This window comes from Streptomyces sp. NPDC050535, from assembly GCF_044457665.1.
Classification (GTDB): domain Bacteria; phylum Actinomycetota; class Actinomycetes; order Streptomycetales; family Streptomycetaceae; genus Streptomyces.
In genome coordinates, this window is record NZ_JBITHE010000021.1 from 30,077 (window position 1) to 44,089 (window position 14,013).

A 14,013-nucleotide genomic window follows, 5' to 3' on the forward strand; every position below is an offset into this window, starting at 1 on the left:
GCCCATGAAGAGATCCCTCCCGGTCGCCGCGGCGGCGGCCGCATCCGTACTCGTGCTGGCAGGATGCGGTGGCTCCAGCGGCTCCGGCGCCGCGGACACCCTCCGTCTCGGTGTCGTCCTCAACCCCACGACGTGGGACCCGGCCAACTCCGACGGCGGGGGCAACACCCTGTTCTTCCAGGCGCTCTACGACACCCTGCTGCGCCTCACCCCGGCCGGCGACCCCGCGCCGGGCCTGGCGGAGTCCTGGTCGTACAACGCCGACAGAACCGTCCTGACCCTCAAGCTCAGACAGGGTGCCAAGCTCGGGGACGGCACGCCCTTCGACTCCTCGATGGTCGAGCCCAACCTCACGGCAATCAAGGACGGCTCCGGCGGGTTCGCCGCGTCGCTGGCCTCGCTGAAGTCCGTCAAGGCCACCGACGCGACCACCGTCGAACTGCATCTGGACGCCCCCGACCCAGGCCTGCTCTACAACCTGGGCCTGGGCGCGAGCTACATCCTCCCGCCCGCCGCACTCAAGGGCGACGGCCTCACCACCAAGCCGGCACCCACCGGCCCCTACAGCCTGGACGCCGCGGGGACCATCCCGGGCAGCAAGTACACCTTCACGAAGAACGACAAGTACTGGGACTCCGGCTCGTACCCGTACAAGAAGCTCACCTACACCGTGCTGACCGACGACACGGCGCGGCTGAACGCGGTGCAGTCCCACCAGGTCGACGCCGTCACCGGCAAGACCACGATGATCGAAGCGGCCAAGTCCGCCGGTCTCAACGTCGAGAGCGCTCCGCTGGACTGGCAGGGCCTGGTCATCGCCGACCGTGCCGGCAAGATGGTTCCGGCCCTCGCCGACGCCCGCGTCCGCCGGGCGATCAACTACGCGATCGACGCCGCGGGCATCGTGAAGTCCATCGACAAGGGCTCCGGCACCCGCAGCACGCAGATCTTCAACCCCTCGGGCGAGGCCTACGACACCGCACTGAACTCGCGCTACCCGTACGACCCGAAGAAGGCGAAGCAGTTGCTCGCCGAGGCCGGGTACAAGGACGGGTTCACCTTGCCGATGGCTTCGTTCTCCTCGCTGTGGGGTGCCTGGGAGCCGGTGTTCAAGGAGCAGCTCGGTGCTGTCGGGATCAAGGTGAAGTTCCACACCACCCAGCCTTCGGACATCATCAAGTCGTTCTCCGAATACCCGGTCTTCATGGTCACCTGGCAGACCGCGAAGGAGTCCTACGTCGACATCCTGCAGATGCTCAGCAAGACCAGCCTGATCAACCCGCAGAAGACCACGGACCCGAAGGTCGAGTCCCTGGTGGAGAAGATGCAGACCGGGACGGATCAGGAGCGTGCCGCGGCGGGCAAGCAGCTCAGCGCCTACCTCGTCGACCAGGCGTGGTTCAACCCCTGGGCCTCCTTGAACAACGCCGTGATGATCGGCGGCAAGTCCGTGAAGTTCGATCTGCAGACCGGCAACCTCGTGCCCGCGCTGCGCTTCATCACTCCGGCTTCCTGACCACTTGGGGGGAGCGGCCCTCAGCCGCCCCACCCGCCTCCCACGGGCACCTCTGCCCGACCCTCCCCCACCACACTCCACCCCCTACACCCGCCGGGCCGAACCCGGCGTCACCTCAGGAGGTGCCCTGAGATGTTGACCTACGTCGGCCGCAGAATCGCCGGCGCCGCGCTTCTCGTCCTCGTCGTCGTGACCATGACGTTCTTCGTCCTTCATGCCTTCGGCGGGGACATCGCGGCGAGCCTGTCCGGGAACACCGCCACGGCCGCCCAGATCGAGGTACGCCGCCACCAGCTCGGGCTCGACCGGCCCCTGCTCACCCAGTACGGGCAGTGGCTGGCCCACGCCGTTCGCGGCGACCTGGGCAACTCGTGGACCACCAGTGAGTCGGTCTCGGACTCCTTGGGAGCGCGGCTGCCCGTGACGCTGGTGCTGGCCGTCGGAGCCACGCTGGTATCCGGTCTGCTCGGGGTCGCGGTCGGTACCTGGGCCGCTTTCCGCCGAGGTGTCCTGGACCCGGTGCTGCAGGGCTTCGTGGTGGCGGGGTACGCCTTCCCCGGCTTCTGGCTGGCGCTGGTCCTGTCGTCGGTCTTCGCCGTCGACCTCGGGTGGTTCCCCGCGACCGGATACGTGCCCTTCGCGGACTCCCCGGCACAGTGGCTCGGATCCGTCGCCCTGCCCATCACCGCGCTGGTGCTGGGGGCGACGGCGGCCATCGCCCAACAGGCCCGCAACGCAACGGTGCAGGTCCTGCAGGCGGACTATGTGCGCACGCTGCGCAGCCGAGGACTCACCACCCGGCGCCTGCTCCTGGTCAATGTGCTGCGCAACGCCGCACCCACCTCGCTCACCACCATGTCGCTGTGGTTCATCAGCCTGCTCAGCGGCACCATCATCGTCGAGAACGTCTTCGCACTGCCCGGACTGGGCTCCCTGGCCAACACCGCCACGACGGCCGAGGACATCCCGGTGGTGATGGGCGTGATGCTGATCATGGTGCTGCTGGTCGTCGTGGTCAACGTCGTGCTCGACCTGATCCAGGCCTGGGTCAACCCGAAGGTGCGTATCTCATGACCAACGTTCCCCAGCTCCCTGCCGCAGACGCGGTGGAGGCAGCCCCTGCGAAAGCGGCAGAGACCGCGCGCGTGCCGGGAGAACCGGCACGGCGCCGTGGTGTCCTGCGCGCCCTGGTCGCGCGCCCCCTGGCAGCCGTGGCCCTTGCCGTCCTGCTCGTGATCGTGCTGGCCAGCCTGTTCGCCCCACTGCTCACCGACCAGTCCCCGACCAGGGTCGACCTGGACCTGGTACTCGCGCACCCCGGCGGCGAACACCTGCTGGGCGGCGACGGCAGCGGACGGGACGTCTTCGCCCGCCTGCTGTACGGCGGACGCTCCAGCCTGCTGTCCGGTGCGATCGCACTGGCCACGGCGCTGGTCATCGGTGTCCCGGCGGGTCTGGTCGCGGGCTACCGCGGCGGTCGCGTCGACGCGGTGGCCACCTGGATCTGCAATCTGCTGATGTCCATCCCCGCGGTGATCGCCCTGCTGGCCGTCATCGCCGCCCTGGGCTCCTCGATCGTCCCGACGATGACCGCCTTCGGCGTACTGCTGGCGCCGGGAAGCTTTCAGCTGACCCGCTCCTCGGTACGCGGGGTGCGCAACGAGCTGTACGTCGACGCGGCGCGCGTCTCCGGCCTGAGCGAGGCGCGGATCGTCCGCCGCCACATTCTCACCGTGGTGCGCCCGCCCCTGGTCATCTGGGCGACGTTGATGGTCGGACTGGTCATCGTGACCCAGGCCGGTCTGCAGTACCTCGGAGTCGGCGACACGACCTCGGCGAGCTGGGGCGCGATGGTCAATGACGCACAGCGCAACATCTACACCGCACCGTCGCTGCTGTACCCCCCGGGCCTCGTCATCGGCGTCACCGCCGCCTGCTTCGGCATCCTCGGCTCGGCGCTCGGCGACGTACTGACCGGAGACGGCCGCGCCCGACGTAAGCGTCGCATGCGTGGCGACCTCATCCCGGCTCCGGCCGGCACCGAGGCCGTGTCCGCCCCGGCCGCACCGGAACCGCAGGACGAGGCCCTGGTGGAGGTCCGGGACCTCCGGGTGTCCTATGCGCAACCCGACGGCACGACGAAGGAGGTCGTCCACGGGGTCAGCCTGACGGTCCGTCCCGGCGAGGTGCTCGGGCTGGTCGGCGAGTCGGGTTCCGGCAAGTCACAGACCGCCTTCGCACTGCTCGGCCTGCTCCCGCGCGAGGCACGCGTCCAGGCGGCCGCCCTGCGGATGGGTATGCACGACCTCTCCAGGCTGACCTCCCGGCAGTGGCAGAACCTGCGGGGCCGGAGGATGGCCTACGTACCGCAGGATCCCATGTCCAACCTCGACCCGTCCTTCCCCGTCGGCCAGCAGCTGGTCGTGCCACTGCGGCGGCACCTGGGCCTGTCCCGGCAGGAGGCGGCCGCCAGGGCGCTGGACCTGCTCGACCGGGTCGGCGTCGCCGATCCGCGCAAGACCTTCGCGGACTACCCGCACCAGCTCTCCGGCGGTCTCGCCCAGCGCGTCCTGATCGCCGCCGCGGTCTCCTGCGAGCCGGAGTTCCTGGTCGCGGACGAGCCGACGACAGCCCTGGACGTCACCGTTCAGGCCGAAGTCCTCGACCTGCTGCGCGGCCTGCAGAAGGAACTCGGCATGAGCATGCTGCTGGTCACCCACGACCTGGGCGTGGTGGCGGACCTGTGCGACCGCGTCGCCGTCATGCGCGCCGGCCGCCTGGTGGAGAACGCGCCGGCCCAGCACATCTTCGCCGAGCCCCGGCACCCCTACACCCGCAGTCTCCTGGCATCCGTCCTGGAGCACTCCGCCACCCGCCCGCCGCTCGGCACCGATGCCGACCCCGTCCCCCCGACAGGTGCCCAATGAGCCCGACGCCCGCAGAAGCCCCGCCCGCCCGCATCTCCCACCCCGCCCCCGTCCTCGAAATCAACGACCTGGTGGTCGAGTTCGCACCCACCCGCCGAGGCCGGAAGACCTTCCGTGCGCTCAACGGCGTCAGCCTCGACGTCAAGCAGGGGGAAACCCTCGGCGTCGTGGGGGAATCGGGTTCCGGCAAGACCACCATCGGCCGGGCCGTCCTCGGCCTCCTCCCGGTGACCTCCGGCTCGATCGTGTTCGACGGCCAGGACATCGCCGGAGCAGAGCCCCGCCGACGCCGCAGCCTGGCCGCCGACCTCCAAGTGGTCTTCCAGGACCCCTACTCGTCCCTCAACCCCGCGCTCACCATCGAGGACATCCTCACCGAGCCCCTCGAAGCAGCCGGAGTGGAACGGCGAACCGCGCGCGCCCGAGTGGCCGAACTCCTCGAACAGGTGCGCCTGCCCGCAGACGCCGGACAGCGTCTGCCCCGCGAGTTCTCCGGCGGCCAACGCCAGCGCATCGCCATCGCCCGCGCGCTGACCCGCTCCCCCAAGCTCGTCATCTGCGACGAGCCGACCAGCGCCCTGGACCTCACCACCCAGGCCCGGGTGCTCGACCTCCTCATCGAGATCCAGCAACGCACCAAAGTCGCCTACCTGTTCATCTCGCACCAACTGGGCGTGGTCCGCCACATCAGCCACCGCGTCGCCGTCATCCACCAAGGCGAGATCGTCGAGTCGGGCCCGGCCGCCAGGATCACCGACTCGCCCCAGCACCCCTACACCCAGCGGCTGCTGCTGTCCGCGCCGGTCGCCGACCCGGCCGAGCAGGCGAAACGCCGGGCAGCGCGGCGCGCGCTGATCGACGGTACGTCCCCCTGAGAGCAGACCCCATGACCTTGATCGGCCTGAGCCGTCCTCCCCAGCACGGTTCGGCACAGGGATCCCGATCATTGAGAACATGGCCGGTCCCACCCCCTCCTCCGGGCGGGCGCACCGGTCACGGACGTCCCGGTGACGGGCAGGGGAGCCGGTTTCCTAGCCTGTCCGGACTTCCGCCCGCGTGAACATCCGGACAGGCAGACGGGGCTCTGCTGCCGGTAGCCGAGTCCCGTCTGCCCCGGTGCTCTGCCGGCAGGGGCTCGAGGACGCTCCGCCCTTCTCCTCTCCGACACCGCCCTCCACCGCGCGGCAGCCGTCTTCGCCCTGCTCGGCACCGTCGTCGACCAGCGCGTCCGCGGCACCGACCGACCCAGCACACCACCCCAACCCCCACCGGCCCGGAAGGGACCCCATGAACCACAACCCCAGCACCGGACTGCTCCCCGTCGACGAGAGCGACCTGGCCGCCCGGCTGTCCAAGCTGAGCCTGGAGCAGAAGGCAGCCCTGCTCACGGGGGCCGACGCCTGGAACGTGCCCGGCTGCCCGGACATCGGACTGGCACCGATGCTGCTGTCCGACGGCCCCAACGGCGTACGCGGCGAGCGGTTCAACGACGAACGGGACCCGGCCCTCCTCCTGCCCAACCTCGCGGCGCTGGCAGCGACATGGGACCCGCAGCTCCTCTTCCGGGCCGGTGAGCTCCTCGGCGAGGAGGCCCGCCGCAAGCGCGTCCATGTCCTCCTCGGCCCCACCGTCAACATCCAGCGCGCCCTCACCGGTGGCCGCAACTTCGAGAACCTCTCGGAGGACCCGCTGCTCACCGCGCGTCTCGGCCGGGCCTACGTGGAAGGCGTACAGTCCCGCGGGGTCGCCGCCTGCCCCAAGCACTTCGTCGCCAACGACTCCGAGACCGAACGCTTCAGCTACGACGTCCGCGTCGACGAACGCACCCTGCGCGAGATCTACCTGGCGCCCTTCGAAGAGGCCACCGTCGTCGGCGGCGCGGCCACCGTCATGGCCGCCTACAACGCGGTACGCGGACAGACCATGACCGAGAACGCCCCTCTCGTCGAAGGTGTCCTCAAGGGCGAATGGGCCTTCGACGGCGTCGTCCTGTCCGACTGGATGGCCACCCGCAGCACCGAAGGCGCGGCCCTCGGCGGCCTGGACCTGGCCATGCCCGGTCCGGTCGGACCCTACGGCGCGGCGCTCGTCGCCGCAGTGTGTGAAGGACGGGTACCGGAAAAGACCGTCGACGACAAAGTGCTACGCCTGCTGCGCCTGGCCGCCCGGGTGGGCGCCCTGGACACCGGCACAGCACAGGCTCATGGCCCCGTCCCGCCGCCTCCCCGAGCCGCCGCGGCGCAGATACGTGACCTCACCACCCGCACCTTTGTCCTGCTGCGCAACGAGGGCCTGCTGCCGCTGCGCGCCGACACGCTACGCAACGTAGCGCTCATCGGGCCCGCCGCGGTCTCCCCCGCCTACCAGGGCGGCGGCAGTGCCAGCCTCACCGCCGCCCGCCTCTCCGAGCCACGGCACGCACTGCGCGCCGCCCTCCCGGCACAGGCCGAACTGACCGTCCACCGAGGAGTGCGCTCCCGCGCCAATCTCGACCCCCTCCCCGCCGCGCACACCCGCAACCCGGACTCCGGCGAACCCGGCGCCCGGCTGGACTACCTCGACGCGGACGGCCAGGTACTCCTCACCGAGAACCGGCACAGCCTCAGCCTGAGCTGGATCGGCTTTCCCGGAGTCCCGGTCCTGCCTCCCCAGACAACCGCGCTGCGCCTGCGCACCACCATCACCGCACCTCGCCGCGGCCCGCACACTTTCTCCGTCACCGGCACCGGCGGCCTGGTCCTCGACATCGGCGGCACGCAGTCACTGCGAGCCGACAGCGCCGCACGGGAAGGTGTCGAGGACGTCATGCGCCGCACCCCCGACCACCGCGTCACCGTCGAACTCGACGGAAGCGACACCGACATCACCCTGACCCTGAACGTCGCCCTCGTCGACTCCCCTGTCCAGTTCATCGAGATGACGCTCGGGCACGACGACTCACCGTCCACCGAGGACGAGGAGTTCTCCACCGCGGTCGAGGCCGCCCGGCACGCCGACGCCGTCATCCTGATGCTGGGCACCTCGGACGACATCGAGAGCGAGTCCTTCGACCGCCCGACCGTCCGTCTGCCCGGCCGCCAGGACGAACTCGCCGCTGCGGTCCTCAAGGCCAACCCCGACACCGTGGTGGTCGTCAACGCGTCCTCCCCCGTCGTCATGGACTGGGCCGAACAAGCCTCCTCCCTGCTGTGGACCTTCTTCGGCGGCCAGGAGTACGGTGCCGCACTGGCCGATGTCCTGCTGGGCGCCGCCGAACCCACCGGACGCCTGACAGCCTCCTTCCCCCGCAAGGCAGGCGACGCCCCCGTCCCGGACGCGGTCCCGGTCGACGGCATCCTCACCTACGACGAAGGGCTGCTGATCGGCCACCGTGCCTACGACGCCCTGAACACCGACCCTCTCTTCCCGTTCGGCCACGGCACCGGCTACACACCGTGGACGTACCTGTCCGCCGCCCTCCCACCAGATGCCCGCAGCGCACTCACCGAGGGCGACGACAGCAGCGTGCGCGTAAGGCTCCGCAACACCGGCGACCGCCCTGGCCACGAGGTCGTCCAGATATACGCCGAAGGCGCCGAGGGGGACGGACAGGCGCCCCCGCGCCAGTTGGTCGGCTTCGCCGTCGCCCAGGCCGCCCCGGGCCGCACCGCCGAAGTCGATGTCCTGCTCACGCCTCGATCGCTGTCGCGCTACACCCGCGGTGGCTGGGAGTTCCCCGACACACCACGCCGCCTGCACATCGGACACTCCTCCCGCGACCTGGCACTGACCGTCGACCTGTAGAAGCGTCTCCGAACAAGTACGGCCACTCTGCTCCGTACCCGGGACTGACGCTTCATCAGATCCATGCCCGGGATCGGTGGATCAAGCTCGGGAAGCATGCGAAAGACGTAGCTTCCCGAGCTGTCGACCGATGGTCACCAAGCGGGCCGAATCTTTGCCGCCGCTGACGAGACTCCCTGATCCAGGAGCCGTAGGTGCGGTGGATGGTGTCGTCGATGCCCGCGAGTGAAGGAGCGCAGGAACGACCCCAGCGTGGACGGGGCCCGCACTCCGGAGAACAGGCGGCCCCTCGCGCTGTGCCGCAGCCGGTCCATGTCCTCGATGCTGTCGGCGCCTGCGACCCTACCGCCCAGCCGCATCACCGGCTCCAGCCCGCCGTACGCAACCAGGTTGGGATCATCGAACATGGAAGAGACCGCAGTCGCGGCATGGGAAGACTGCATCTCGGAAGTGCCTTGCCGATCGCGCCTGATGTACCCGAGAGGAAAACCCATCATCGCGGATCAAAAGGCACTTCTACGTTTCCGGACAAACTATCCACAGACCTCAAGCCGGTGGATCCGGGCTCAGGTACACAGATCGCCTTCAAGCCCGAACAGGCATGCGTCATAATGCGTCCATGATCACCATTCATCTGAAGTACGAGATTGACGCCGACAGGCTTGAGGACTTTAAGGAATACGGCCGCCGTTGGGTCGAGCTCGTCAACCGGTTCGGCGGGACGCACCACGGCTACTTCCTGCCGAGTGAGGGTGACAGCGACATCGCCTACGCCCTCTTCTCCTTTCCAAGTCTCGCCGCGTACGAGCAGTACCGCACGGACAGCATGACCGACCCGGAATGCCAGGCTGCCAACGAACTGGCTCGTAGCACCCGCTGCATCAAGCGATATGAGCGCCGCTTCCTGCGGCCACTCGACGTCATGTCCTAACCTCGCCGTTTCGGTTGGGACAAGGCGGCGCCGCTGATCAGCAGATGTTGGGGCGACGCGTTTTCGCCTGGTCGGGTGCCCTTCCGGCCGGTCGCACACGAAGTCAGGGCCTCCTGGCAGCTCGGTGGTGCGACCCCATTCCGGGTGGTTCCCGGAGTCCCTGTGGTCGTTGTTGAACGCGCCCGAGCCCGTCGACTTCAACCCGGCTGCTCCATCGTGTGATTGCCTCGCGCACGTGTACGGCAACGCGGCCGAACATCCGGACCGAGTGCGCCGGTATCCGTCGGACATGACGGACGCAGAGTGGGCGGCCATCCGGCCGTTGCTGCCGGTGCCGGCCTGGCTTCAGGGGCGGGGCGGCAGCCCGAGGGCTACTGCCACCGCCAGTTGCTGGACCAATGCCGCGAAGTCAAGGATTCGGTGGTGACGTCAAGGCGTCAGGGAGGGTGATCTTGTAGGTGTTCGGCGCGGTGCGGATGAGTCGCCCGTTGCGGGCCCCGTCGCAGAGTTGCGCGGTGAGTCTGCTGAGGGGGCGCCCCGAGGCGGGAAGCCCGAGATGCCGCGCGATGTCCCGGGTGTACATGGCCTGGTTGGAGTTCGCGGCCAAGAGCTGGCAGACCTGGCCCCAGCGGCCGCAGAGGGCCCGGCCCGGGTCCTGCGCGCTGGGCAGAGCTGGCGGGTGCACGGTTGTCTCGATGGCGGTGATCGGTGTGCTGGCGCGTGGATGCCCGTCGCGGTTCCAGATGTTGTAGCGGGAGGTTCCGCACCTGACGATGCGGGCGGACAGTCGCATCCGGCGCCCGGGAAGCAGCACGAGCAGGACGCGTGCGCCGATGTGCCAACGACGACTCACGAAAGGACAGGCGCTACCGTCACCACGCCTCGTCTCGGACCAGCGGTGCAACGCGCTTCAGGCAGGCGTCGCCCGCTCGAAGAATCGCCCTCCGCGTTCGCCGCTGCGCCCCAGGGCGCCCTTCACCCACTCCGGGATGTTCGGGATCTCCACCACAGAGCACGTCCTGCCTCACCGCGATCGCGGTGCCGTGAGCGTGGAGCAACAGCGCCATGCCAGCAGTTCCTCCTCGATGCCGGCGACCGGCTGCGACCACGCACCCCGCGGGACGGCCTGGTGCCGACGAAGGTACGGATCATCGTCCGATGCGACCGGTACCCTTCCGGGGTGACGCAGCACCCCTTGCCGGACGAGCGGCGGCCCGCCAACCAGGGGCCGAAGGCTGCGGCCCGCAACCGGGCCGCTCTGGTCACCGCTGCCCGCGAGATCTACGCGGAGCACGGTCTGGATGCTCCGCTTTCCGTGATCGGGCGTCGGGCCGGTGTCGGGCAGGGCGTTCTGTACCGGCATTTTCCCGATCGGGCCGCCGTGGCGAGCGCGGTGCTCGAGGAGAACGTGCGGCAGGTCGAGCAGGCGGCTGCGGCCAAGGACGCGACCACCGCCAGTGTCCTCGGCGTGCTGACCTGGCATCTGACGGAGTCGGCTGCCTTCATCGGCGTTCTGCACGCTGACGCGACACGCGCGGACTCCGACATCCGCGCGCACGCCGGGGCCTTCTCCGAGCGGGTCGAGAGTGCCCTGCGGAGACACGTGCCGGCTGGTCATCGGCTGGCTGGAGCAAGGGACCTCATGCTCGGCGTCGCCATGGTCTCGGGTGCCGTCACCGGTCCCACCCGCGAGGAGCGGGAACGCCGAGCGCTGTCGGCCTGGCGGCTGCTCGGAGTCGAGGTGGGGCCGGTCCGGCCCTACGAGGCATGAGCGCACGGGTCAGCCCCCGTTGGACTGCCGGATGCCCTTTCCGAAAGCGTCGAAGGTGTACAGGTACCCCCCGGCGGGCCCGCTGACGGTCATGTACGCCCTCGTCCCGCCCGGCGTGATCGCCACGTTCGTCGCCGACTCGAGCCCAGTGGCGCGGCCGGGAACCTCTACCGTCGCCAGGCGCTCACCGTGCTGGTCGTACACGATCATCGCGGGCCGACCGTGCAGGGCCTGGTAGAGGTTGCCGTCCGCGTCCACGGCGATCGAGTCGGTCTGGGCGATCCCGCCGTCGACCCGGATGGCAGTGTGCCTCGCAGTCACCTTGCCCTCTTCGTCGAGGCGAAGGTAGGAGATCCGGTTCTGTGTAAGTTCGCTGATCCACAGACCGCGATAGTCCACGTCGAAGGAGATTCCGTTCGTCGACGCCAGTTCCTCGGCCAGAACGGTGACCTTCTCGCCGTCGCGGCCGATCCGCACCACACGACCGTGCGCCTCGTTCTCGGACAGGCCGCGTGAGTCGCTGATGTACAGGTTGCCCTGTTCGTCGAAGGCGATGTCGTCGGGGTTCATCTGCGTCCCGTCGACCTTGCCGGAGAAGAAGATCCGCGGATCGCCTTCTTCCGGGGTCAGGCTGACGACCTCGCCGTGGGCGTAGTCGGTCAGATAGAGCCGTCCGTCGTACGGGCTGAACTGCGCCGACGTGTAGGCCCCTCGGCTGTCGGTGTGGACTGCCCGTGACGTCTTCTTCTCGACGTCGACGCGCATCACCTTCGGTTTGCCCGCGGGTGCGGTGACGTCGACGACGAGCAGGCGGCCGTCCTCGTCGAAGGTCGGGCCCTCCAGCAGGGTCATCCCGGTCTCCGCGTGCACCTTTGTCAGCCGCATGACCTTCTGGGCGGTGATGACCCTGCCCGTACCGGTGGAGGTCACGCTGTCACCGCGTGCACCCGTGTCCGTACCGCATCCGGGGAGAGTCAGTGTGCCGACCGCGGTGAGCGCGGCGAGAGATCGGATCGGGAGTCGTCGCATGGGGTTCAATCTTCCTGTCTCCGGGAGCAGTCGCAGCGTCGGGGAGGCTCTCACGGCAGGGGCGGACGCGCCCTGACCGGATGTCGCCGTGCGCCCACACCACAACCGGACAGTGCTGTCCGGTTGTTGCTACGGTAGCGGACGGCTTCCTTCCGCGGGTGGCCCCCGACAACGGACCAGCAGGATTGAGACCCCCCACGTGACGACCTCTCAAGCCCCAACCTCCGACGACCTCGCCGCTCTGAGGCAGCGATACCGGCTCGAACGTGAGCGGCGCGTGCGGCCCGACGGCGCCAGCCAATACCAAGGCACGGACGCCGAGTTCGGCTACTACGCCGCTGACCCGTACACCGCGGGGGCGCCCGAGCGCGACGCACTGCACGACACCGTCGACGTCGCCGTGATCGGTGGTGGCTTCGGCGGCATCCTCGCCGGGGCGCGGATACGTCAACAGGGCGTGGAGAGCGTCCGGATCGTCGAGAAGGGCGGCGACTTCGGGGGCACCTGGTACTGGAACCGGTACCCCGGCATCCACTGCGACATCGAGTCCCACGTCTACCTGCCGATGCTCGACGAGACCGGATACGTACCGCGGTGGAAGTACTCTCCCGGCGAGGAGATCCGCCGCCACGCGGTACGCGTCGCGCGGCAGTTCAACCTCTACCAGGACGTCTTGTTCTCCACGACGGTCACCTCACTGACCTGGGACGAGGAGTCTCAGACGTGGCTCGTGGCCACCGACCGCGGTGACGCCTTCCAAGCCACCTACGTCGTCACCGCCACCGGCACCCTCTCCGAGCCCAAGCTCCCCGGAATACCCGGCATCGAGGACTTCAAGGGCCACACCTTCCACACGTCGCGGTGGGACTACGCCTACACCGGCGGCACCCCGGAGGGCGGCATGACCGGCCTGTCGACGAAGCGAGTCGGCATCGTCGGCACCGGTGCCACCGGCGTCCAGGTCATCCCGATGGTGGCCGAGGACGCCGGCCACGTCTACGTCTTCCAGCGCACCCCCTCCACCGTGGACGTGCGCGCCAACTGTCGCACCACGGCCCTGGATGTCGGCGCAGACCGCGCCGGCTGGGCACGCGAGCGCCGGGACAACTACCTGCGTATCGTCTCGGGCGAGACAGCCGAAGAGGACCTCGTGGCGGACCGCTGGACCATGTCGGCAAGCCTGTTGGAGAAGCTCCTGCCGAGCTTCCGCCGCCGAGGCGACCGGAGCGCCTTCGAAGCCGAGTACGAGATCGCCGACGCCGCGAAGATGAACGAACTCCGCGCCCGCGTGGAGCGGACCGTCATCGATCCGGACACGGCGGAGAAGCTCAAGCCCTGGTACCGGTACGCCTGCAAGCGTCCCGCTTTCTCCGACACGTACTATCCGGCGTTCAACCACGGCGGCGTCACGTTGGTCGACACCGCGGACACCCACGGCATCGAGCGCGTCACCGAACACGGTGTCGTGGTCGGCGACACCGCCTACGAACTCGACTGCCTGATCTTCGCCACGGGTTTCTCCGTCGGGACCTCCGGCATCCAGTCCGGCAGACTCCCCGTTCACGGCCGGGGCGGTGCCCAGTTGCTGCACGTGCGGGCACAGCAGGGTCCGCGTACTTTGCACGGGTTCACCAGTAACGGTTTCCCGAACCTGATTCAGATGGGATCCCTGCAGAACGCCAGCAGCGTCAATTTCACACACGTCCTGGACGAGCAGGCCGTGCACGCGGCTGCCCTCGTCGCCGCCGCAGAAGCCCTCGGTGCCCTCATCGAACCCTCCCGTGAAGCCGAAGACGACTGGATCGCCGACCTGGCCGAAGACGCTCCGGACCACGAGTGGTTCCACGCCGAGTGCACCCCCGGCTACTACAACCGCGAAGGACTCGGCCGGCCGAACGGCCCGACCGCCTACCCCCACGGTGCGGTCGCCTTCCATGAGCTCCTGAGGCAGTGGCGCGAAGAGTCTCTGGGCGAGATCCTCCAGACCCGGTCGAAGTTCTGATCTTCGCTGAACGGGCCCGCGAGATCCGCGCCCCTCTTCGACGCGCACCGAGAC

Annotated in this window: 10 protein-coding genes and 2 pseudogenes; 9 read left to right on the forward strand and 3 right to left on the reverse strand. The window is 69.2% G+C overall.

The features are described 5' to 3' along the window. Window positions 1-4: 4 nt before the first annotated feature. The 5 genes from ACIBLC_RS33380 to ACIBLC_RS33400 all read left to right on the forward strand — a co-directional run bounded on the left by ACIBLC_RS33380 (window position 5) and on the right by ACIBLC_RS33400 (window position 8,226). On the forward strand, window positions 5-1,516 hold the full coding sequence (locus ACIBLC_RS33380) for an ABC transporter substrate-binding protein (protein ID WP_399215112.1): 1,512 nt from the start codon (window positions 5-7) through the stop codon (window positions 1,514-1,516). A 132-nt stretch (window positions 1,517-1,648) separates the two neighbouring features. Further along, window positions 1,649-2,590, forward strand: a complete 942-nt coding sequence (locus tag ACIBLC_RS33385; RefSeq protein ID WP_399215113.1) for an ABC transporter permease — start codon at window positions 1,649-1,651, stop codon at window positions 2,588-2,590. Beyond that, complete coding sequence (locus ACIBLC_RS33390; protein WP_399215114.1) at window positions 2,587-4,443, forward strand: dipeptide/oligopeptide/nickel ABC transporter permease/ATP-binding protein; 1,857 nt, start codon at window positions 2,587-2,589, stop codon at window positions 4,441-4,443. Before ACIBLC_RS33385 ends, ACIBLC_RS33390 begins: the two co-directional genes overlap by 4 nt. Further along, complete coding sequence (locus ACIBLC_RS33395) at window positions 4,440-5,318, forward strand: ATP-binding cassette domain-containing protein (RefSeq protein WP_399215115.1); 879 nt, start codon at window positions 4,440-4,442, stop codon at window positions 5,316-5,318. Before ACIBLC_RS33390 ends, ACIBLC_RS33395 begins: the two co-directional genes overlap by 4 nt. Window positions 5,319-5,730: 412 nt before the next feature. Then, entirely contained in the window at window positions 5,731-8,226 is a 2,496-nt protein-coding gene (locus ACIBLC_RS33400) for a beta-glucosidase (RefSeq protein ID WP_399215116.1), read from the forward strand. Between the two features lie 209 nt (window positions 8,227-8,435). On the opposite strand, the pseudogene ACIBLC_RS33405 reads toward ACIBLC_RS33400, so the two are convergent. Further along, a pseudogene (locus tag ACIBLC_RS33405) lies at window positions 8,436-8,669 on the reverse strand (IS1380 family transposase); the annotation flags it as partial. Window positions 8,670-8,845: 176 nt separating this feature from the next. Between ACIBLC_RS33405 and ACIBLC_RS33410 the strand changes: the two are divergent. Together ACIBLC_RS33410 and ACIBLC_RS33415 are read left to right on the forward strand one after the other, a co-directional pair. Further along, window positions 8,846-9,157, forward strand: a complete 312-nt coding sequence (locus tag ACIBLC_RS33410; protein ID WP_399215117.1) for an NIPSNAP family protein — start codon at window positions 8,846-8,848, stop codon at window positions 9,155-9,157. 235 nt (window positions 9,158-9,392) lie between these two features. Then, window positions 9,393-9,527 (forward strand): annotated as a pseudogene (locus ACIBLC_RS33415) (transposase); the annotation flags it as partial. A 39-nt stretch (window positions 9,528-9,566) separates the two neighbouring features. Here ACIBLC_RS33415 and ACIBLC_RS33420 read toward each other — a convergent pair. Next, entirely contained in the window at window positions 9,567-10,010 is a 444-nt protein-coding gene (locus ACIBLC_RS33420) for a hypothetical protein (RefSeq protein ID WP_399215118.1), read from the reverse strand. A 327-nt stretch (window positions 10,011-10,337) separates the two neighbouring features. Between ACIBLC_RS33420 and ACIBLC_RS33425 the strand changes: the two genes are divergently transcribed. Then, complete coding sequence (locus ACIBLC_RS33425) at window positions 10,338-10,928, forward strand: TetR family transcriptional regulator (RefSeq protein ID WP_399215119.1); 591 nt, start codon at window positions 10,338-10,340, stop codon at window positions 10,926-10,928. Between the two features lie 9 nt (window positions 10,929-10,937). Here ACIBLC_RS33425 and ACIBLC_RS33430 read toward each other — a convergent pair whose 3' ends face one another. Then, a complete protein-coding gene (locus ACIBLC_RS33430) occupies window positions 10,938-11,957 on the reverse strand; it encodes an SMP-30/gluconolactonase/LRE family protein (RefSeq protein WP_399215120.1) in 1,020 nt (339 codons plus the stop codon). A 199-nt stretch (window positions 11,958-12,156) separates the two neighbouring features. On the opposite strand from ACIBLC_RS33430, the gene ACIBLC_RS33435 reads away from it, so the two are divergent. Then, window positions 12,157-13,959: a flavin-containing monooxygenase gene (locus ACIBLC_RS33435; RefSeq protein ID WP_399215121.1), complete on the forward strand. Its 1,803-nt coding sequence runs from the start codon at window positions 12,157-12,159 to the stop codon at window positions 13,957-13,959. The last annotated feature ends 54 nt before the right edge of the window (window positions 13,960-14,013 follow it).

Coding starts and splice junctions, on each gene's coding strand:
- ACIBLC_RS33410 (WP_399215117.1), top strand. CDS start 8,846: ATGATCACCATTCATCTGAAGTACGAGATTGACGCCGACAGGCTTGAG.
- ACIBLC_RS33400 (WP_399215116.1), top strand. CDS start 5,731: ATGAACCACAACCCCAGCACCGGACTGCTCCCCGTCGACGAGAGCGAC.
- ACIBLC_RS33390 (WP_399215114.1), top strand. CDS start 2,587: ATGACCAACGTTCCCCAGCTCCCTGCCGCAGACGCGGTGGAGGCAGCC.
- ACIBLC_RS33385 (WP_399215113.1), top strand. CDS start 1,649: ATGTTGACCTACGTCGGCCGCAGAATCGCCGGCGCCGCGCTTCTCGTC.
- ACIBLC_RS33430 (WP_399215120.1), bottom strand. CDS start 11,957: ATGCGACGACTCCCGATCCGATCTCTCGCCGCGCTCACCGCGGTCGGC.
- ACIBLC_RS33380 (WP_399215112.1), top strand. CDS start 5: ATGAAGAGATCCCTCCCGGTCGCCGCGGCGGCGGCCGCATCCGTACTC.
- ACIBLC_RS33395 (WP_399215115.1), top strand. CDS start 4,440: ATGAGCCCGACGCCCGCAGAAGCCCCGCCCGCCCGCATCTCCCACCCC.